The sequence below is a fragment of the Nocardioides sp. NPDC092400 genome (assembly GCF_040684155.1).
Classification (GTDB): domain Bacteria; phylum Actinomycetota; class Actinomycetes; order Propionibacteriales; family Nocardioidaceae; genus Nocardioides.
On sequence record NZ_JBFBFJ010000002.1, the window covers coordinates 329732 to 349055 of the forward strand.

The 19324-nt window shown below is 73.8% G+C and carries 19 protein-coding genes; 9 read left to right on the forward strand and 10 right to left on the reverse strand.

Features of this window, described 5'->3' with window-relative positions:
• The first annotated feature begins 12 nt into the window (after positions 1–12).
• Both AB0N29_RS09115 and AB0N29_RS09120 read left to right on the forward strand, forming a co-directional pair.
• A complete protein-coding gene (locus tag AB0N29_RS09115) occupies positions 13–1350 on the forward strand; it encodes an Nramp family divalent metal transporter (RefSeq protein ID WP_302269157.1) in 1338 nt (445 codons plus the stop codon).
• 3 nt (positions 1351–1353) lie between these two features.
• Positions 1354–1953: a YdeI/OmpD-associated family protein gene (locus AB0N29_RS09120; protein WP_364865976.1), complete on the forward strand. Its 600-nt coding sequence runs from the start codon at positions 1354–1356 to the stop codon at positions 1951–1953.
• 4 nt (positions 1954–1957) lie between these two features.
• Here AB0N29_RS09120 and AB0N29_RS09125 read toward each other — a convergent pair whose 3' ends face one another.
• The 4 genes from AB0N29_RS09125 to AB0N29_RS09140 form a co-directional block, all read right to left on the reverse strand.
• Positions 1958–4357: an ABC transporter permease gene (locus tag AB0N29_RS09125; protein ID WP_364865979.1), complete on the reverse strand. Its 2400-nt coding sequence runs from the start codon at positions 4355–4357 to the stop codon at positions 1958–1960.
• Positions 4354–5124 carry an ABC transporter ATP-binding protein gene (locus tag AB0N29_RS09130; protein ID WP_364865981.1) on the reverse strand — a complete coding sequence of 257 codons (771 nt, stop codon included), beginning with the start codon at positions 5122–5124 and terminating at the stop codon, positions 4354–4356. The genes AB0N29_RS09125 and AB0N29_RS09130 overlap by 4 nt, the downstream gene beginning before the upstream one ends.
• Positions 5125–5189: 65 nt before the next feature.
• Positions 5190–5885, reverse strand: coding sequence for a response regulator transcription factor (locus AB0N29_RS09135; protein ID WP_364865984.1), 696 nt, complete (start codon positions 5883–5885; stop codon positions 5190–5192).
• Positions 5882–7069: a sensor histidine kinase gene (locus AB0N29_RS09140; RefSeq protein WP_364865986.1), complete on the reverse strand. Its 1188-nt coding sequence runs from the start codon at positions 7067–7069 to the stop codon at positions 5882–5884. Before AB0N29_RS09140 ends, AB0N29_RS09135 begins: the two co-directional genes overlap by 4 nt.
• A gap of 98 nt (positions 7070–7167) precedes the next feature.
• Here AB0N29_RS09140 and AB0N29_RS09145 point away from each other — a divergent pair, with 98 nt between their 5' ends.
• From AB0N29_RS09145 to AB0N29_RS09160, 4 genes are read left to right on the forward strand one after another with little or no spacing between them, the layout of a single operon-like run.
• Positions 7168–7326: a hypothetical protein gene (locus AB0N29_RS09145; protein WP_302269165.1), complete on the forward strand. Its 159-nt coding sequence runs from the start codon at positions 7168–7170 to the stop codon at positions 7324–7326.
• Between the two features lie 3 nt (positions 7327–7329).
• Positions 7330–7803, forward strand: coding sequence for a RidA family protein (locus AB0N29_RS09150; RefSeq protein ID WP_364865989.1), 474 nt, complete (start codon positions 7330–7332; stop codon positions 7801–7803).
• Entirely contained in the window at positions 7800–8669 is an 870-nt protein-coding gene (locus AB0N29_RS09155; RefSeq protein ID WP_364865991.1) for an NUDIX hydrolase, read from the forward strand. The genes AB0N29_RS09150 and AB0N29_RS09155 overlap by 4 nt, the downstream gene beginning before the upstream one ends.
• Entirely contained in the window at positions 8666–9469 is an 804-nt protein-coding gene (locus AB0N29_RS09160; RefSeq protein ID WP_364865993.1) for an MBL fold metallo-hydrolase, read from the forward strand. Before AB0N29_RS09155 ends, AB0N29_RS09160 begins: the two co-directional genes overlap by 4 nt.
• A gap of 58 nt (positions 9470–9527) precedes the next feature.
• On the opposite strand, the gene AB0N29_RS09165 is transcribed toward AB0N29_RS09160, so the two are convergent.
• Complete coding sequence (locus tag AB0N29_RS09165) at positions 9528–10205, reverse strand: Crp/Fnr family transcriptional regulator (RefSeq protein WP_300950859.1); 678 nt, start codon at positions 10203–10205, stop codon at positions 9528–9530.
• Positions 10206–10368: 163 nt separating this feature from the next.
• Here AB0N29_RS09165 and nth point away from each other — a divergent pair, with 163 nt between their 5' ends.
• The 3 genes from nth to AB0N29_RS09180 are packed head-to-tail and all read left to right on the forward strand — an operon-like array spanning position 10369 to position 12970.
• Positions 10369–11073, forward strand: coding sequence for an endonuclease III (gene nth / locus AB0N29_RS09170; protein WP_302269169.1), 705 nt, complete (start codon positions 10369–10371; stop codon positions 11071–11073).
• Positions 11070–11798, forward strand: coding sequence for a CoA pyrophosphatase (locus tag AB0N29_RS09175; protein ID WP_302269170.1), 729 nt, complete (start codon positions 11070–11072; stop codon positions 11796–11798). The genes nth and AB0N29_RS09175 overlap by 4 nt, the downstream gene beginning before the upstream one ends.
• Positions 11795–12970, forward strand: coding sequence for a MarP family serine protease (locus AB0N29_RS09180; RefSeq protein WP_302269171.1), 1176 nt, complete (start codon positions 11795–11797; stop codon positions 12968–12970). The genes AB0N29_RS09175 and AB0N29_RS09180 overlap by 4 nt, the downstream gene beginning before the upstream one ends.
• Positions 12971–13089: 119 nt before the next feature.
• On the opposite strand, the gene AB0N29_RS09185 is transcribed toward AB0N29_RS09180, so the two are convergent.
• From AB0N29_RS09185 to AB0N29_RS09205, 5 genes are all read right to left on the reverse strand, one after another.
• Positions 13090–13500 (reverse strand): phage holin family protein, encoded by a 411-nt coding sequence (locus AB0N29_RS09185; protein ID WP_302269172.1) that lies wholly within the window; start codon positions 13498–13500, stop codon positions 13090–13092.
• Between the two features lie 71 nt (positions 13501–13571).
• Positions 13572–14867 (reverse strand): Na+/H+ antiporter NhaA, encoded by a 1296-nt coding sequence (gene nhaA / locus AB0N29_RS09190; RefSeq protein ID WP_364865999.1) that lies wholly within the window; start codon positions 14865–14867, stop codon positions 13572–13574.
• A gap of 132 nt (positions 14868–14999) precedes the next feature.
• Positions 15000–16985: an acetate--CoA ligase gene (acs, locus tag AB0N29_RS09195; RefSeq protein ID WP_364866002.1), complete on the reverse strand. Its 1986-nt coding sequence runs from the start codon at positions 16983–16985 to the stop codon at positions 15000–15002.
• Between the two features lie 111 nt (positions 16986–17096).
• Complete coding sequence (locus AB0N29_RS09200) at positions 17097–18731, reverse strand: cation acetate symporter (protein ID WP_302269175.1); 1635 nt, start codon at positions 18729–18731, stop codon at positions 17097–17099.
• On the reverse strand, positions 18731–19120 hold the full coding sequence (locus tag AB0N29_RS09205) for a DUF485 domain-containing protein (RefSeq protein WP_364866006.1): 390 nt from the start codon (positions 19118–19120) through the stop codon (positions 18731–18733). Before AB0N29_RS09205 ends, AB0N29_RS09200 begins: the two co-directional genes overlap by 1 nt.
• Between the last annotated feature and the right edge of the window lie 204 nt (positions 19121–19324).

The window sequence follows — 19324 nt, forward strand, 5'->3', positions numbered from 1 at the left end:
GATGATGCGGCGATGACCTCCGCCGAAGCCCCTGCCGACGGCCCGCACGACGGGCCCGGCGGCCCCGACGGGCCCGACGCCGTGCCCCGGTGGAAGGTCGTCGGCCCCGGCCTGGTCGTCGCCGCGACCGGCGTCGGTGCCGCGGACCTGGTGGCGACGCTGGTCGCCGGCGCCAAGTTCGGCTACACGCTGCTGTGGGTGGCCGTGCTGGGCGCGGTGATCAAGGTGGTGCTGGTCGAGGGAGCGGGCCGCTACTCCCTCGCCACGCAGCGGACGATCTTCGAGGGCTGGCGCAGCCTGGGGCGCTGGACGACGTGGTACTTCGCGCCGTACATCCTGGTCTGGGGCCTGGTGTACGGCGCCACCGCGATGTCGTCGACGGCGCTGCCGGTCGTGGCGCTCTTCCCCGACCTGCCGCTGCGGTGGACCGCGGTCGCGTTCGGCCTGGTCGGCCTGGCGCTGGTGTGGTTCGGCAGCTACGCGGCGTTCGAGAAGATCACGGCGGCGCTGGTGGGCGTCATGTTCGTGACCGTCGTCGGGGCAGCGGTGCTGACCCTGCCCAACCTCGGCGAGGTGCTGCTCGGGCTGCGGCCGGTCTTCCCCGACGACTCCGTGGTGAACGTGCTGGGCATCGCCGGCGGTGTCGGAGGCACGATCACGCTGGCCGCCTACGGCTACTGGCTGCGCGAGAAGGGCTGGCACACCCCGCGCTTCATGCGGGTGATGCGGATCGACAACGGCGTGGCGTACGTCGTCACCGGGATCTTCGTGGTGTCGATGCTGGTGGTCGGCGCGGAGCTGCTGTACTCCGCCGGGATCGCGCTCGAGACCGGCGACCAGGCGCTCGTGCAGCTCTCCGACGTGCTGGCCGACCGGTACGGCGAGGTGTTCGGCACGGTCTTCCTCGTCGGGTTCTGGGCCTCGTCGTTCTCCTCGCTCATCGGCGTGTGGAGCGGTGTCAGCCTGATGTTCGCCGACTTCGTCGGGAACCTGCGCGACCTGCCGTCGGGCCACCCCGACACCCGCACCGGCGGGCGGCTGTTCAAGGGCTACCTGCTGTGGCTGACGTTCCCGCCGATGCTCCTGCTGCTCCTCGACGAGCCGGTGGGGCTGATCCTCGCCTACGGCGCGCTGGGCGCGTTGTTCATGCCGTTCCTGGCGATCACGCTGCTCGTGCTGCTCAACAAGCGTCGGCCCGGCGCCCTCCCGCACTCCGACGTGCCGCAGCAGTGGCGCAACGGGTGGCTCTCCAACACCGGCCTGGTCGTCTGCGCGGTGCTGTTCCTGCTGCTCGGGGCCAACGAGCTGCGCGGCGTGCTGGCGCCGTACGTCCCCTTCCTGGAGGGTTGACCCGTGGCCAGGCCGAAGCAGGAGCTCGAGGAGCTGCTCGTCCCCGACGCCGCCGCGTGGCGGGCGTGGCTGGAGCAGCACCACGCCGATTCCCCCGGCGTCTGGCTGGTGCTGACCAAGAAGGGCGGCGAGGTCACCTCGCTGACCCGCGCCGACGCGCTCGACGAGGCGCTCTGCTTCGGCTGGATCGACGGCCAGGCGCGCAGCCGCGACGCCGCGTCGTCGCTGCAGCGGATGACCCGCCGCACCCCGAGCAGCCGGTGGTCGCAGGTGAACGTCGGGGTCGTCGCCCGGCTCGAGGCGGAGGGGCGGATGGCGCCCGCCGGCCGGGCCGCGGTGGAGGCGGCGCAGGCCGACGGGCGCTGGGAGGCGGCGTACGCACCGCCCTCGACCGCCGAGCTCCCCGCGGACCTGCTGGCGGCCGTCGCCGCCGACCCGCGGGCCCAGGCGATGTTCGACGTGCTGACCAAGAGCAACCGGTACGCGCTGGTCCACCGCCTCGGGGCGGTCAAGCGCGCCGAGACCCGGGAGCGCAAGATCGCGGAGTACGTCGCGATGCTGGCCCGCCAGGAGACGATCTACCCCCAGCGGGCCAGGCCCTGACCGGCTAGTCCAGCGCGAGGCCGGCCGCGGGGGCGACCCGCGCGGCCCGGCGCGAGGGCAGGACGCCCGCGAGCAGCCCGGCGGCGGCCGCGACGAGGACCACCACCAGCAGCTGGCCCCAGGGCAGCACCACGGCGGCGTCGTCGACGGCCACGTCGACCATCGTCCGCACCGCGACCCAGGCGAAGACCACGCCGATCACGGTGCCGAGCACCGTTGCCACCACCGAGAGCAGCACCGCCTCGGCGGCGAGCATCCGGCGCAGCTGGCGCCGGGTCAGCCCGAGCGCGCGGAGCAGCGCGTTCTCCCGTGCCCGCTCCAGCACCGAGAGCCCGAGCGTGTTGCCGATGCCGATCAGGGCGATCGCCACCGCGATCCCTAGCAGCGCGACCACGGCACCGGTGAGGACGTCGAGCTGCAGCTCCACCCAGGCCCGCTCGGCCAGGCCGTCGAAGAGGTCGGCGCCGGCGTTGGTCGCCAGGGCCCCGAGGTCGCCGGTGAGGTCCTCCACGTCGGCCCCGTCGTCCGCGCGGGCCCACACCGCCCGCGGCAGCGGGTCCCCGCCGAGGGAGGCGAGCGTGGCGGAGGAGACCAGGCCGGCCTCGCCCCAGCCGCTCCCGGTGCTGACCCGGAGCCGCTCGGTGCGGCCGTCGACGGTGACGTCCACGCGGCGCGGGACGTCCCCGCCGGGCAGCACGTCGTAGGGCAGCGTGATCACGCCGGCGCGGGGCCGGGTGACGGTGTCGTCGCGGATCACCCCGGCGGCGGGGCCGGGGTCGACGACGGGGAGGCGGCCGACGCCCTCGACCTCCGCCACGACGCCCTCCAGCGCGACCGCCTCGCGGACCCCGAGCGTCGCGCGGACGTCGGGCAGCAGGGTGCCGGCGAGCGGGTCGGCGGGCGAGGTCAGCGTCAGGTCGACGGGGTGGGAGGTGTCCATGTCGTCGGCGACCGCGCTGCGCGAGCTGGCGAGGCCGGTCAGCACCGCGGTGGTGAGCGTGACGCCGACGAGCAGCGAGGCGGTCGTGGCAGCGGTACGGCGGGGGTTGCGCACGGCGTTGCCGGTGGCGAGCCGGGCGGTGGTGCCGCGCAGGGGCGCCCCGGCGAGCCGGACGAGGGCGGGCACGACGAGCGGGCCGAGCACCAGCACGCCGGTGAAGGCGAGGGTGCCGCCGGCGACCATGACGCCCACGGAGTGACCGGCGATCGCGACGAGCAGGAGGGCGGCGCCGGCCACGACGGCCACCACGCCCGCCGCGGTGCGGAACCGGCCGGCGCCGGTGCGGAGGTCGACGCCGGTGTCGGGGCGCAGCGCGGTCAGCGGGCTGACCCGGACGACCGCGCGCGTCGGGAGCCAGGCGGCGACCACGGTGACGAGCAGGCCGACGGCGAACGCCCCGGCGTACCACTGTGGCGAGACGGTGGCCTCGCCCATCGTGCCGTCGGGGAGCCGTCCCCGGGCGACCGCGACGAGGGCCCGGCCCAGCAGCGTGCCGACGACGAGACCGAGGCCGGCCGACAGCACGCCGAGCGCCGCGGCCTCGAGGCGGACCGAGCGCAGGAGCTGGCGGCGGGTCGCGCCGACGCAGCGCAGGAGCGCGAGGTCGCGCTGCCGCTGGGCGAAGAGGATGGAGAAGGTGTTGGCGATGACCAGCACCGAGACGAACAGCGCGATGGCCGCGAACACCAGCAGCACGATCGCGATCACGTCCACCTCCTGGGTGATCTCGGCCTGCCGCTCCTGCACGAACTCGTCGGTCGGCTGCACGGTGGCCGAGGTGCCGCGCGCGGCCGCCCGGGCGCCGTCTCCGGCGTACGCCACGCCGTCGACGTACAGGCTCGACGTCCAGGGCTCGAGGTCGGCCCAGGGGAGGTAGAGCGCTGCGCCGGCCGACGCCGAGGGGCTGTCGACGAGACCGACGACCTCCGCCTCGAGCGCGCGGCTGCCGGCGCCCACGCGGACCCGGTCGCCGATCGCGAGCCCGTTGGACTTGGCGTCGTTGAGGTCGGCGACCGCCTCGCCGCTCCCGGCGGGCCAGCGGCCCTCCCGCAGGTCCTGCCAGCGCAGCGCCTCGTCGTCGGCGATCGGGGCGAGGTCGACGCGCTGGCCGACGACCCGGCCGTCGGCGGTCACCGGCTGGGTCACGAAGCCGAGCACGGCCGCGCTGTCACCGGTCGCCGCGGCACGGCGCACCACCAGCGCGGCGTCCTCGGCGGCGATCTGGGAGACCACGGCGTCGGACCCCCGGTAGGGCAGGCCGACGCCGGCGACCAGGCCGTCCTTGGTGGCGGCCGACAGCGCGCTGGTCACCACGACGAACGAGACGCCGATGACGACCGCGACCGCGGCGGCGACGTAGCGCCGCGCGTGGGTGCGCATCGAGGCCAGGAGCACGGTCCTCATCGCTCGCCCCGCAGGGTGGCGACGAGCTCGTCGGCCGACGGCTCGACGAGGTGGGCGCGGATCGCGCCGTCGGCGATCACGACCACGTCGTCGGCGTACGCCGCCGCGTCGAGCTCGTGGGTCACCATCACGACGGTCTGGCCGAGCTCGCGCACCGAGCGGCGCAGGAAGTCCAGCACCTCCGCGGAGGCGGCGCTGTCGAGGTTCCCGGTGGGCTCGTCGGCGAAGACGATGGCGGGCTCGGTGACCAGCGCGCGGGCGATGGCGACCCGCTGCTGCTGGCCGCCGGAGAGCTCGGCGGGCCGGTGGCCCAGGCGGTCGCGCAGGCCGAGCACGTCGACGACGAGGTCGTGCCGCTCGCGCGCCGCCCCGGTCAGCCGGCGACCGGCGAGCTCGAGGGGCAGCGCGATGTTCTGCCCGGCGGTGAGCATCGGGAGCAGGTTGAAGGCCTGGAAGACGAACCCGACGTGGTCGCGACGGAACAGCGTCAGCGCGGTGTCGTCCAGCGCCTCGAGCGCCCGCCCGGCCACCTCGACGGTCCCGGAGGTGGGGGCGTCGAGGCCGGCGAGGCAGTGCATGAGGGTCGACTTGCCGGAGCCCGAGGGGCCCATGACGGCGGTGAACCGGCCGGCCGGCAGGTCCAGGTCGACGCCGCGCAGGGCGTGGACGGCGGCGTCGCCGCGGCCGTGGACGCGGGTCAGGCCGCGTGCGCTGGCGGCCAGCGCGACCCGGTCCGGGGCGGTCGGGGGATGGGTGCTCGTGGTCATGGCACGAGCCTCGCCGCCGGAGGGGGTCGGGGTCGTCGGTCCCGGGGCGGGACCCGGCGTACGACTCAGGTCGTACGCGCGAGCCCGGTCTCGTACGCCAGGACGACCAGCTGCACCCGGTCCCGCGAGCCGGTCTTGGCCAGCAACCGACCCACGTGGGTCTTGACGGTCGTCTCCGCCACGACCAGCTCCGCGGCGATCTCGGTGTTGCTCAGCCCCCGCCCGACCAGCGTCAGCACCTCGCGCTCGCGCTCGGTGAGCGGCGCGAGCCGGTCGTCCCGCGCCTCCCGCTGACCCGGTCGGGGCTCCGCGTGCGGGTCGGGCACGACGGCCGCGAACTGCTCGAGCAGCCGTCGGGTGGTGCTCGGCGCGACGACCGAGTCGCCGGCGTGGACGGTGCGGATCGCGCCGAGCAGGTCCTCGGGGGCGGCGTCCTTGAGCAGGAACGCCGCGGCGCCGGCGCGGATCGCGGCGAAGGCGTACTCGTCGAGGTCGAACGTCGTGAGCACCAGCACGCGCGGCGCGTCGGGGCGCTCCGCGAGGCGGCGGGTGGCCTCCACACCGTCCAGCCGGGGCATCCGCACGTCCATGAGCACCACGTCGGCGCGGGTGACCGCCAGCCGCTCGAGCGCCTCGGCACCGTCGCCGGCCTCGCCGACGACCTCGAGGTCGGGCTGGCTGTCCACGAGCATCCGGAAGCCGCCGCGCACCATCTGCTGGTCGTCGACCAGGAAGACCCGGATCCGCTCGGCCGCCGTCACGCGGGGATCCTCGCAGAGACCGAGAAGCCGCCGCCGGTCCGCGCGTGCGCCTCGACCGAGCCGCCGTGCGCGCCGACCCGCTCGCGCATGCCGAGCAGGCCCAGCCCGCGGCCGTCGTCGGCGGCCGCCGCGCCGCGGCCGTCGTCCTCCACGAGCACCTCGACGGCCCGCCCGCCCGCGCTGCCGGTGACCGCGACCTCGATCCGGACGGCGACGTCGGGGCCGGCGTGCTTGCGGACGTTGGTGAGCGCCTCCTGGACCACGCGGTACGCCGTGAGGCCGACGCCGTCGGGCACCACGGCCGCGGGGTCGGGGAGCCGGGCCTCGACGCGGGCCCCGGCGGTCCGTGCCTCGGCCACCAGGGCGTCCAGGTCGGCCAGCCCCGGCTGCGGCCGCAGGGCGGGGGTGCCGCCGTCGTCCTCGGCGCGCAGCAGGCCGAGCATCCGGCGCATCTCCGTCAGCGCCTCCCGGCCGGTCGAGGCGACCGTCTCCAGCGTGCGGGCGGCGACCTCCGGATCGGTCCGCGCGGCGTACCGGGCGCCGTCGGCCTGCACCACGATCACCGACAACCCGTGGGCCACGACGTCGTGCATCTCCCGGGCGATCCGCGCGCGCTCGTCCGCGCCCGCGAGCGCCACCTGCTGGGCGGCCTCCCGCTCGACCCGCGCGCTGCGCTCGACCAGCGCGTCGACGTACGCCTGGCGCGTACGGCCCAGCGTCCCGAGCGCCCACGCCGTCGCGGCGATGGCGCCCAGGAACATCGTGTTGGCGACGACGGTCGACCACTGCGTGTCGGTGCCGGTGCCGCCCCAGTCCAGCGAGGCGGTCACCGCGGCGAGCGCGCTCACCGCCAGCGCGGCCCAGCCGTGCCGGGCCGGGGCGTGACGCGCGACGGAGTAGACCGCCACCGGCCACGCGACCTGGCCGAGGACCGGCTCGTCGACCGCGAGGACCTGCAGCACGTGGACCGCGGTGACGGCCCAGAAGACGGCGACCGGGTGGCTGCGCCGCCACAGCAGCGGGACGATCGCGGCGGCACTGAGCAGGAGGAACGCCAGGTCGCCGCCGAAGGCCGCCAGCGCCAGCGGGGCCAGGAGGCCGAGCACGAGCAGCCGGTCGAACCAGCGACGCCCCCGCGGACCCAGACGGCGCGGCGGCCGCTGGTCGGGCAGGGACGTGCTCACGACCGCGACCCTAGGCGTGCGGCCCCGGTCGGCGCGTCCGACCAGGGGATGACTCGCGAGCGACGGCGGCCCACCGCGCCGCGAGTAGGGTGCGGCCCATGACCAAGTGGGAGTACCTGACCGCGCCGATCCTGACGCACGCCGCCAAGCAGATCCTCGACAACTTCGGGGCCGATGGCTGGGAGCTCGTGCAGGTCGCGCCGGGGATGAGCCCGGAGAACCTCGTCGGCTACTTCAAGCGCCCGGTCGAGGGCTGAGCCGTGGGCGCGACCCCCGAGGAGCGGCTCGTCGAGCTGGGGCTGGAGGTGCCGGAGGTCGCGGCGCCGGTGGCGGCGTACGTCCCGGCCGTCCGCTCCGGCGACCAGGTCTTCACCTCGGGCCAGCTGCCGATGCGCCAGGGCGAGCTGCTGGTGACCGGCAAGGTCGGCGGGGAGGTCAGCGCCGAGGAGGCCTACGCCTGCGCCCAGCAGTGCGCCCTCAACGCGATCGCCGCGATCAAGGCGCAGGTCGGTGACCTGGCGAACGTCGAGCGCGTCGTCAAGGTGACCGCCTTCATCGCCTCCACGCCCGACTTCACCGGCCAGCCGGGGGTCGCGAACGGCGCCTCGGAGCTCTTCGGCAACGTCTTCGGCGACGCCGGCGTCCACGCCCGGTCCGCGGTCGGCGTGCCGGTGCTGCCGCTGGACGCGCCGGTCGAGGTCGAGGTCGTCGTCGCGGTCCGTCCGGGCGCATGAGGATCCCGCTGCCGCCGGTCCCGCTGCCCGAGCACCTGCTCGACGTCGCCCGGGAGTACGACGACGGCACGCGCGTCCCGGTGCAGCCGCGCGACGCGGCGACCGTGGTCCTGATGCGCGACTCGGCCGCGGGACCGGAGGTCTACCTTCTGCGCAGGCAGGTGTCGATGGACTTCGCCGGCGGCATGGCGGTCTTCCCCGGCGGCGGCGTGGACCAGCGCGACTTCGACGCCTCCGTCGCCTGGGCCGGCCCGGACGCGGCCGACTGGGCCCGGCGGCTCGGCACCGACGAGGAGCTGGCGCGGGCGCTGGTGTGCGCGGCGGTGCGCGAGACCTTCGAGGAGTCCGGCGTGCTCCTCGCCGGGGAGTCCGCGGAGACGGTGGTCGCCGACACGACCGGCGAGGACTGGGAGGCCGACCGGGTCGCCCTGGAGTCGCGCGAGCTCGCGATGACCGACTTCCTCAACCGCCGCGGGCTGGTGCTCCGCACCGACCTGCTCGGCACCTGGGACGGGTGGCTCACGCCGGTCTTCGAGCCCAAGCGCTACCGGACCTGGTTCTTCGTGGCGCTCCTGCCCGAGGGGCAGCGCACGCGCGACGTCTCGACCGAGTCCTCCTCGGTCACCTGGCTGCCGGCGGCCGTCGCGGCCGACCAGGCGGACGGTGGCGAGCTGGCGATGCTGCCGCCGACGTACCTCACGTGCCTGGAGGTGGGCACCCACGGCACGACCGCGGAGGTGCTGGCCGAGGCCGAGCAGCGGACGGTGGCCATGTTCACCCCGTCGGTCGAGCCGCTCGGGGACGCCTGGACGCTGTCCATGCCCGACCGGCTGCGGCCCCTGGTGGCCCAGCGCCGCCGCCCGTGAGCGGCTCCGCCACCGGCTGGGCCGGGGGGTCCTTCGGCGAGCGCGGGTCGTGCGTGCTCGCGCCCAACCCCGACCTGATGACGCTGGACGGCACCAACACCTGGGTGCTGCGCGAGCCGGGCGCGCGGCGCTCGGTCGTGGTCGACCCCGGCCCCTCGATCCTGGAGCACCTCGACGCGGTCGCGGAGACGGCCGGCGAGGTGGGCGCGGTGCTGCTGACCCACCACCACCTCGACCACTCCGAGGCGGCCCGGGAGTTCGCCGAGCGGATGGGCTGCGGGGTCCGCGCGCTCGACCCGGCGTACCGGCTCGGGTCCGAGGGCCTCGCCGACGGCGACGTGGTGGAGGTCGACGGCCTCGAGGTCCACGTCGTCGCGACCCCGGGCCACACCGCCGACTCGCTGTCGTTCCTGCTGCCCGCGGAGGGTGCCCTGCTCACCGGGGACACCGTGCTCGGTCGCGGCACCACCGTCGTCGCCCACCCCGACGGCCGGCTCGGCGCCTACCTCGACAGCCTCGACCGGCTGCACGCCCTGGCCGAGCGGGCCGAGGCGCGGACGATCTGGCCCGGTCACGGCCCAGTCATCGAGGACGCGCTCGGTGCCCTGGACTTCTACATCGGCCACCGGCGCGACCGGCTCGCGCAGGTCGAGGCGGCCGTCGCCGGACTGGCGGACGTGTCGGTCGAGGAGCTGCCGCGGCGGGTGGTCGAGGTCGTGTACGCCGACGTCGACCCGGTCCTGTGGGGCGCCGCGGAGCTCTCGGTCCGCGCCCAGCTCGCCCACCTCGCCGGCCGCTGACCAGCCGAGTCGGGGCGGCTCGACGGTCAGGGGTCCTGACCCGAGGGTCAGGCCCGGCTCAACGGGCGCGGCGGGACAGGCGCTCGACGTCCATGATGACCACCGAGCGCGGCTCGAGGCGGAGCCAGCCGCGGGAGGCGAAGTCGGCCAGCGCCTTGTTGACCGTCTCGCGGGAGGCGCCGACCAGCTGGGCGAGCTCCTCCTGCGTGAGGTCGTGGTGGACGTGCACCCCGTCGTCGGCGGTGCGGCCGAAGCGGTCGGCGAGGTCGAGCAGGGCCTTGGCGACGCGGCCGGGGACGTCGGAGAAGACGAGGTCGGCCACGACGTCGTTGGCCTTGCGCAGCCGGCCGGCGAGCTGGGTGAGCAGGCCGCGGGCGACCACGGGGCGCCCCTCGAGCCAGCGCAGGAGGTCCTCGTGGGAGAGCGAGGCGAACGAGGCGTCGGTCACCGCGGTGACGGTCGCCGAGCGCGGACCCGGGTCGAAGAGCGAGAGCTCGCCGAACATCTGGCCGGGGCCGAGGATCGCCAGCAGGTTCTCGCGGCCGTCGGAGGAGGTGCGGCCGAGCTTCACCTTGCCGTCGAGGACGATGTAGAGCTTGTCACCGGAGTCGCCCTCGTGGAACAGCACGTCCCCGCGGCGCAGCCGGCTCTCCGACATCGACGCCCGCAGCGCCGTCGCCGCCTCGTCGTCCAGCGCGCTGAACAGCGGCGCCTGACGAAGTACGTCGTTGTCCACGGGTCCTCCTCCTCGGCGATCCACCGGGCATGGGTCGCGTCCTCGGGAATCCTACTCAGTGCCGTTCCTCACAAGCACCATCGGCACGGCGGGTCGCCCGCGAGGATGGGCGGTTGCCGGTGCTCCGGGCGCGCTGTCGGTGGCGGTCCGTACCCTTGTCGCCGTGCCAGCCGAGGAGTCGCCGACCGCGCTGGTCCGGCGCGCCCGCAAGATCGACCGGGTCCTCGCGGAGACCTATCCCGACGCCCGGTGCGAGCTGGACTTCGCCAACCCCTTCGAGCTGCTGGTCGTCACGGTGCTCAGCGCGCAGACCACGGACCGGCGGGTCAACGCGGCGCGGCCGGCGCTGTTCGCGGCGTACCCCGACGCCCGCGCGATGGCCGCCGCCGACCGGGCCCACCTCGAGCAGCTGGTCGGCCCGCTGGGCTTCTTCCGCGCCAAGACCGAGTCGCTGCTGAAGCTGAGCGCGGCGCTCGTGGCCGACCACGGCGGCGAGGTGCCGCCGCGGCTGGACGACCTGGTCAAGCTCCCCGGCGTCGGCCGCAAGACCGCCAACGTCGTGCTGGGCAACGCCTTCGACATCCCGGGCATCACCGTCGACACCCACTTCGGCCGCCTGGTGCGCCGCTTCGGGTGGACCGAGGAGACCGACCCGGTCAAGGTCGAGCACGCCGTGGGGGCGCTCTTCCCCAAGCGCGACTGGACGATGCTGTCCCACCACCTGATCTGGCACGGCCGGCGGGTCTGCCACGCCAAGAAGCCGGCGTGCGGCGCGTGCCCGGTCGCGCGCTGGTGCCCGGCGTACGGCGCGGGCCCGACCGATCCCGAGGCAGCGGCCGCCCTGGTCAAGACCCAGGGCCCCGCGTGAGCGCCGACCGGCCGGTGCCGGGCCTGCCGGACTGGATGCGGCCGGTCGAGCAGGCCGTCTCCACCATCGAGGTCACCCACCTGACCCGCTTCGTCCCGCCGGAGGACTCCGACGCCCGCGAGGGTGCGGTGCTGATGCTCTTCAGCGAGGGTCCGCGCGGCGGCGAGGTGCTGCTGACCGAGCGCGCGCACGACATGCGCAGCCACCCCGGCCAGGTCTCCTTCCCCGGCGGCTCGATCGACCCGGGGGAGTCGGTCGTCGAGGCGGCGCTGCGGGAGGCCGAGGAGGAGGTCGGCGTCGTGCCGGGCTCGGTCGACGTCGTGGGGTGCCTGCCGCAGCTGTGGCTGCCGCCGAGCAACTTCGCGGTCACCCCGGTGGTCGGCTGGTGGCGCGAGCCCGCGCAGGTCTCGGTGGTGAGCCGGGCCGAGGTGCACGCGATCCACCACGCCGCGATCGAGGACCTCGTCGACCCCGAGAACCGCGTGACCGTGCGTCACCCGGTGGGCTACACGAGCCCGGGCTTCCTGATCGGCCCCGAGCGCGACGTCATCCTGTGGGGCTTCACCGGCGGGATCATCGCGCGGCTCTTCGACTACCTGGGCTGGACGCGCGCGTGGGACACCTCGCGGGTCCGCGACCTGCCGGCGTACATGCTGCAAGGTGACTCCCGCACCCAGCGGAACGCCCGCGCGGGCATGCTGGACATCGAGGAGCCCGATCGGTGAACGCGCTGGACTGGCTGCTGGTCCTGCTGGTGCTCGCGTACGCGCTCTCCGGCTACTGGCAGGGCTTCGTCACCGGCGCGTTCGCGACCACGGGGCTGCTCCTCGGCGGTCTGGCCGGCGTGTGGCTGGCCCCGGTCGCCCTCGGTGACGCGGCGCCCTCGCTCGTCGTGTCGCTGGGCGCGCTGTTCATCGTGATCCTGACCGCCTCGCTGGGCCAGGCGGTCCTGCAGTACGCCGGCGCGCGGATCCGCGACCGGATCACCTGGCAGCCGGTGCGGGCCATCGACGCGGTCGGCGGCGCGGCGCTCAGCGCGGCGGCCGTGCTGCTGGTGGCCTGGGCGCTCGGCGTCGCGATCTCCGGGTCGGCCATCTCCGGGGTCACCCCGCTGGTCCGCGGGTCGACGGTGCTCGCGAAGGTCGACGGGGCGCTGCCCGGCTCGGCCGGGAACGTGCTCGACACGTTCAACAACGTGGTCGGGACGACGTTCTTCCCCCGCTACCTCGAGCCGTTCGCGCCGGAGCGGATCGTCGAGGTGGGCCCCGGCCCGAAGCGGCTGCTGCGCGACCCCGACGTCGAGGCCGCCCAGCCCAGCGTGCTGAAGATCCGCGGGACGAACGGGTGCGGCCGCGGGATCGAGGGCTCGGGGTTCCTCTACGCCGACGACCGGCTGATGACCAACGCCCACGTGGTGGCCGGGGTCGCGGAGCCGGCGGTCGAGCTCGGCGAGGACACCGTCTCGGCGCAGGTCGTCTACTACAACAGCGAGCTCGACGTGGCGGTGCTGGCGCTCGACGACGGCGGGCTGCCGGTGCTGGACTTCGACGAGGACGCCCAGCCCAGGGACGGGGTGGCGATCCTGGGCTACCCCCAGGACGGGCCCTACAACGTCAACCCGGGCCGGATCCGTGCCGAGCAGCGGCTGCGCTCGCCCAACATCTACGGCGACGGCACCGTGATCCGCGAGGTCTTCTCGCTGCGCGGGCTGGTGCGCCCCGGCAACTCCGGCGGCCCGATCGTCTCCTCGCGCGGCGACGTCGTCGGCGTGGTGTTCGCGGCCTCGGTGACCGACAAGGACACCGGCTACGCGCTGACCGCCGAGCAGGTGGCCGACGCCCGCCGCATCGGCGTCACCAACACCGAGGCCGTGTCGACCGGCGACTGCGCGGGCTGAGCCGGCGGGGTGCAGGAATCCCCGGTTCCCCGGGGATTCCGGCGCTTCTCAGGGGAAGCATCGGCCGAGATGTGCCGGTTTCCCCGGCTCCCCGGGGAAACCGTCAGGCCGGTCAGCGCTCAGGCCTGGCCCTTGAGCGCGCGGGGGATCTCGCGGCCCTGCTCGATGGCCTTCTCGGGGGCACGCACCTGCTTGACCTTCTTCAGGCCGACGAAGCCGAGCAGGCCGGCGAGGAGCAGGTAGAAGCCGAAGACGATCAGGAACGCCCAGTGCAGCTCGAGGCCCTTGTCGTCCCAGTGGATGAAGTAGGCGATCGCGACCGAGAGCATGATGATCGCCAGCACCGCGACGAAGCCCGCGGCGGCGAACAGCCCGACGCCGATGCCGCCGGCCTTGACGCTCACCTTGAGCTCGGACTTCGCGAGCTGGATCTCCTTGGAGACCAGCGTCGAGATGTCGCGGCTCGCGTCGGCGACGAGACGACCGATGGTGGGGTCGCCGTCCTGCGGCGGCCTGACCGGATGCGACATTCGTTCGTTCCCCTTGCGTCGAGATGTGGCCCTGACCCTACAGAACCCCTCTGGGCGGGGATCAGTCGTCGTCAGTCCTGCTGGTAGACGTCCGGTACCCCGTCGGCGTCGGCGTCGCGCTCCTCGGCCTCGCAGATCCGCCGGTAGACCCGGTTGCGCGCGCGCAGCACCAGCGCCGCCAGGACGGTGGCCAGCAGCGAGCCGACGAGCACCCCGACCTTGACGTGGTCGTCCTGGGTGCCCTGGCCGAACGCCAGCTCTCCGATCAGCAGCGAGACGGTGAAGCCGATGCCGGCCAGCATCGCCATGCCGATCACGTCGACCCAGGACAGCTCCTCGTCGAGGTCGGCGCGGGTGAAGGTGGCCAGCAGCCAGGTGGAGCCGGCGATGCCGACGGTCTTGCCGACCACCAGGCCCAGCACGATGCCGAGCGCGACGGGGTCCCGGAGGGCCTCGAGGAAGCCGTCGACTCCGCCGACGGTGACGCCGGCGGCGAAGAACGCGAAGACGGGCACGGCGAACCCGGCCGAGAGCGGTCGTACGACGTGCTCGAGGTGCTCGGCCATCCCGGGGCCGTCGCCCCCGTCGCGGCGCAGCACCGGGACGGTGAAGCCGAGCAGCACGCCGGCGACCGTCGCGTGCACGCCCGACTCGTGCACCAGCACCCAGGTGACCAGGGCGAGCGGCACGAGCAGGAAGCCGGAGCGGACCCGCTTCTGGACGAGGAACGCGAACGCGGCGAGCGGCACCAGGGCCAGCGCGAGGAACGGCAGGTGCAGCTCGTCGGTGTAGAAGAGCGCGATGATCGTGATGGCCAGCAGGTCGTCGACCACGGCCAGGGTCAGCAGGAAGGTGCGCAGCCCCGCGGGCAGGTGGGTGCTGATCACCGCGAGGATCGCCACGGCGAAGGCGATGTCGGTGGCGGTGGGGATCGCCCAGCCGGCCAGCTCGCCGTCGTGGAGGAGGTTCCACCCGACGTACACGACGGCGGGCAGGGCCATGCCGCCGACCGCGGCTGCGACGGGCACGGCCGCGCGGCGCGGGTCGCGGAGGTCACCGGCGACGAACTCGCGCTTGAGCTCGAGGCCCGCGACGAAGAAGAAGATCGCCAGCAGGCCGTCGGCGGCCCAGGTGCCGATGGTCAGGTCGAGGTGCAGGGCCTCCGGCCCGACGCGGAAGTCGCGCGCCGCCTCGTACACGTCGGCCCAGGGGGTGTTGGCCCACACGATCGCGACGAGCGCGCCGACGATCAGCAGCATGCCGCCGGTGGTCTCCGAGCGGAGCACCTCGGCGATGCGGGTGTTCTCGAGCAGCGACGGGCGGACGAAGAGGCGGCCGCGCTGGGGGGAGGGCGTCGGGGTGGTCATGAGGCTCCAGGGGTCGCGGAACGGACGCCGACCAGACTTCCCGGCACACCCTGCGTCGAGCCTACCGTCACGGTCCGTGACGTCCGGCCCCCGTGGGCCGCCCGGGGCCCACCCCCGGACGGCCCTCACGGGTCAGTCGTCGGCGGCCTTGCCGGAGCTGAGCTTGCCCGAGATCAGGTCCATCACCGTCGAGTCGGCGAGCGTCGTGACGTCCCCGACCTCGCGCTGCTCGGCGACGTCGCGCAGGAGGCGCCGCATGATCTTGCCCGAGCGGGTCTTGGGCAGCTCGGGGACGATCATCACCTGGCGCGGCTTGGCGATCGCGCCGATCTCCTTGCGGACGTGGTTGCGCAGCTCCTCGACGATGTCCTCGCCGCCGTCGCCGGCCTCGTCGCGCAGGATGACGAACGCGCAGACCGCCTGGCCGGTGTCCTCGTCCTTGGCGCCGACGACCGCCGCCTCCGCGACCTTGGGGTGGGAGACGAGCGCGGACTCGATCTCGGTGGTGGAGAGCCGGTGGCCCGAGACGTTCATGACGTCGTCGACCCGGCCGAGGACCCACAGGTCGCCGTCGGTGTCCTTCTTGGCGCCGTCGCCGGCGAAGTACCAGCCCTGCTCGGCGTACCGCGACCAGTAGGTGTCCTTGAACCGCTGGTCGTCGCCCCAGATGGTGCGCAGCATCGAGGGCCACGGCTCGGTCAGGACGAGGTATCCGCCGGATCCGTTCGGGACCGACTCGCCCTCCTCGGTGACGACGTCGGCGGCGACGCCGGGGATCGGGATCATCGCCGACCCGGGCTTGCCGTGGGTCACGCCGGGGAGCGGGCTGATCATGATCGAGCCGGTCTCGGTCTGCCACCAGGTGTCGACGACGGGGGTACGGCCGGCGCCGACGACCTCGCGGTACCAGACGTAGGCCTCGGGGTTGATCGGCTCACCGACCGAGCCGAGGATCCGCAGGCTCGACATGTCGCGGGCGTCGGGGATCTCGCGGCCCTGCTTCATGAACGACCGGATCGCGGTCGGCGCGGTGTAGAAGATCGTGACGCCGTACTCCTCGATGATCTGCCACCAGCGGCCCCTCTCCGGGGAGTCGGGGGTGCCCTCGTAGAGCACCTGCGTCGCGCCGTTCGCGAGCGGGCCGTAGACGATGTAGGAGTGGCCGGTCACCCAGCCGATGTCGGCGGTGCACCAGTAGACGTCGGTCTCCGGCTTGAGGTCGAAGACCGCCCAGTGCGTGTAGGCGCAGCCGGTGAGGTAGCCGCCGGTGGTGTGCAGGATGCCCTTGGGCTTGCCGGTGGTCCCGGAGGTGTACATGACGTAGAGCGGGTGCTCGGAGTCGAAGGCCTCCCACTGGTGCTCGGTCGGGGCCTGCGCGACCGAGTCGTGCCACCAGACGTCGACGGCGTCGTCCCACTCGACCTCCTGGCCGGTGCGCTGGACGACCAGGACCTTCTCGACCGTGTGCCCGTCGCGGTCGGCGGCCTTCGCGCGGGCCTCGTCGACGGCCGGCTTGAGCGCGGAGGGCGCGCCGCGGCGGTAGCCGCCGTCGGCGGTGACCACGACCTTCGCCTGGCAGTCGGTCAGCCGGGAGGCGAGCGCGTCGGAGGAGAACCCGCCGAAGACCACCGTGTGCGGGGCGCCGATGCGGGCGCAGGCCAGCATGGTCACGACGGCCTCGGGGATCATCGGCATGTAGATCGCGACGCGGTCGCCGGTGCCGACGCCGAGGTCGGTCAGGGCGTTCGCGGCCTGGCTCACCTCGGCCTGCAGCTCGGCGTAGGTGATCGAGCGCTTGTCCTCGACCGGCTCGCCGACCCAGTGGATGGCCACCTTGTCGCCGCGGCCGGCCTCGACGTGCCGGTCGACGCAGTTGTACGCCGCGTTCAGCCGGCCGCCGACGTACCACTTGGCGAACGGCGGGTCGGTCCAGTCGAGGACCTGGTCCCACGTCTGGGTCCAGTCGAGCCGCTCGGCCTGCTCGGCCCAGAAGGCCTCCCGGTCCGCGGCCGCTCGCGCGTACGCCTCCTCCCGCAGGTTGGCGTGGGCCGCGAGGTCGGCCGGCGGCTCGAACCGACGGTCCTCCTTGAGGAGGTTGGACAGGGTCTCTTCGCTCACTTCAGGGCTCCTGATCGTCCGACGAGGGGTGGCCCTCGCCACAGTAGTGAAGGGTCGTGTGCCCCGGAACGCGGTGCGGCGCGTCCCGGGGCACACGACCGGGGGTGGGCCTCAGTGCTGGACGGCCTGCTCGGCGCCGGCGCCGGTGAGCGCACGGACCTCGAGCTCGGTGTAGCGGTCCTCGGCCGCCGGCTCCCGGCTGGTCACCGTCCCGAGCCAGCCGAAGAAGAAGCCGAGCGGGATCGAGACGATGCCGGGGTTCTCCAGCGGGAACCAGGAGATGTCGATGCTGGTCGGCAGCAGCGAGAGGTTCTTGCCGGTCGGGTCGAGCCCCTTGCCGGAGACCACCGGGGAGAAGATCACCAGCCCGACGGCCGAGATCAGGCCGCCGTAGATGCTCCACAGCGCGCCGCGGGTGTTGAAGCGGCGCCAGAACATGTTGTAGATGATCGTCGGCAGGTTCGCCGAGGCGGCGACGGCGAAGGCCAGCGCCACGAGGAACGCGATGTTCAGGCTCTGCGCGGGGATTGCCAGCAGGATCGAGACCAGGCCGATGCCGGCGGCCGCGAAGCGGGTCACCTTGATCTCCTGGTCCTCGGTCGCGGTGCCCTTCTTGATCACGGAGTTGTAGATGTCGTGGGCCACCGACGCCGACGAGGTCAGGGTCAGGCCGGCGACCACCGCGAGGATCGTCGCGAACGCCACGGCCGCGATCAGTGCCAGCAGGATGGCGCCTCCGGTCGACCCGGCCCCGCCACCGACGGACTCGGCGAGCAGGGGAGCGGCCAGGTTGCCGGACGCGTCGAGCTCACCGGACTCCCGCAGGCCCGGGATGTCGAGGAGCGCGGCAGCGCCGAAGCCGAGCACCAGCGTGAAGAGGTAGAAGACGCCGATCAGCCCGATCGCCCACAGGACCGACTTCCGGGCGTCCCGGGAGGTCGGGACGGTGTAGAAGCGGATGAGGATGTGCGGCAGGCCGGCGGTGCCGAGCACCAGCGCGATGCCGAGGCTGATGAAGTCGATCTTGCTGGTCGCGGTGGCGCCGTACTTCAGGCCCGGCTCGAGGAACGCCGAGCCCTGCCCGGAGTTGCTGGCCGCCGCGCCGAGCAGCTCGGAGAGGTTGAAGTCGAACTTCGCGAGCACCAGCACGACGATCAGCGCGGAGCCGGTCATCAGCAGGACGGCCTTGACGATCTGCACCCAGGTGGTGCCCTTCATGCCGCCGACGGTGACGTAGAAGATCATCAGCGCGCCGACGCCGAAGATGACGATGTTCTTGACCGCCTGGTCGTCGACGCCGAGCAGCAGCGCGACGAGCGCGCCGGCGCCGACCATCTGGGCGAGCAGGTAGAAGATCGACACCACGACCGTCGAGGTCGCCGCGGCCATCCGCACCGGGCGCTGCTTCATGCGGAACGCCAGCTGGTCGGCCATCGTGTAGCGACCGGAGTTGCGCAGCATCTCGGCCACGAGTAGCAGCGCGACCAGCCAGGCCACGAGGAAGCCGATCGAGTAGAGGAACCCGTCGTAGCCCGACAGCGCGATCGCGCCGGAGATGCCGAGGAACGACGCCGCCGACATGTAGTCGCCGCCGATCGCGAGCCCGTTCTGCACCGGCGAGAACGACCGGCCGCCGGCGTAGAAGTCGGCCGTGCCGGACGTCTGCCGGCTGGCCCAGAAGGTGATGCCGACCGTCAGCGCGACGACGGCGAGGAACAGGATCGTGGTGAGCACCTGGTCGTCCATCAGTGGTCCCCTCCCTCGTGGTGGCGGCGCGGGGAGTGGGTGCCGCGCTCGGCGACGTACTGCTCGTCGAGCTGGCGGGCCAGCGGGTCGAGCTTGCTCTCGGAGTAGCGGGCGTAGAGGAACGCCAGGCCGAACGTCGTCACGAACTGCAGCAGGCCGAAGACCAGCGCGACGTTGATGTTGCCGACGACCTTGGTGTCCATGAAGCCACCGGCGTAGTTCGACATCAGGATGTAGAGCAGGTACCAGGCCAGGAACGCGGCCGTGGCGGGCAGGACGAAGCCCCGGTAGCGCTTGCGCAGCTCGTGGAACTCCGGTGCGGCGGAGAGCTGGTCGTAGACCGGGTCGTGCCGGCCCGCCTGCTCCGGCACCTCGGGCGGTGTGGTCACCGAATGGCCCCTCTCGTGGACAGGTGTGATCGGCGTCACCGTAGGAGCGGGCGCGCGGGCGGTCGCGCGCGACGAACGGTCGCCGGGCCGGGGCCGGGGTCGCGGCGGGCCTGCGTCCGGGCCCGCCGTGAGGCGGTGAGGTCCGTGAGGCCGTGAGGACAAGTTGACGTCGGCGAACCAGCGGGCGGCGCCGGAGGTCATCTC

Excerpts from the sequence above, each read along its gene's own strand:
- AB0N29_RS09115 (WP_302269157.1), top strand. The coding sequence starts at position 13 with ATGACCTCCGCCGAAGCCCCTGCCGACGGCCCGCACGACGGGCCCGGC.
- AB0N29_RS09125 (WP_364865979.1), bottom strand. The coding sequence starts at position 4,357 with ATGAGGACCGTGCTCCTGGCCTCGATGCGCACCCACGCGCGGCGCTAC.
- AB0N29_RS09130 (WP_364865981.1), bottom strand. The coding sequence starts at position 5,124 with ATGACCACGAGCACCCATCCCCCGACCGCCCCGGACCGGGTCGCGCTG.
- AB0N29_RS09145 (WP_302269165.1), top strand. The coding sequence starts at position 7,168 with ATGACCAAGTGGGAGTACCTGACCGCGCCGATCCTGACGCACGCCGCC.
- AB0N29_RS09155 (WP_364865991.1), top strand. The coding sequence starts at position 7,800 with ATGAGGATCCCGCTGCCGCCGGTCCCGCTGCCCGAGCACCTGCTCGAC.
- AB0N29_RS09185 (WP_302269172.1), bottom strand. The coding sequence starts at position 13,500 with ATGTCGCATCCGGTCAGGCCGCCGCAGGACGGCGACCCCACCATCGGT.
- nhaA (WP_364865999.1), bottom strand. The coding sequence starts at position 14,867 with ATGACCACCCCGACGCCCTCCCCCCAGCGCGGCCGCCTCTTCGTCCGC.
- AB0N29_RS09200 (WP_302269175.1), bottom strand. The coding sequence starts at position 18,731 with ATGGACGACCAGGTGCTCACCACGATCCTGTTCCTCGCCGTCGTCGCG.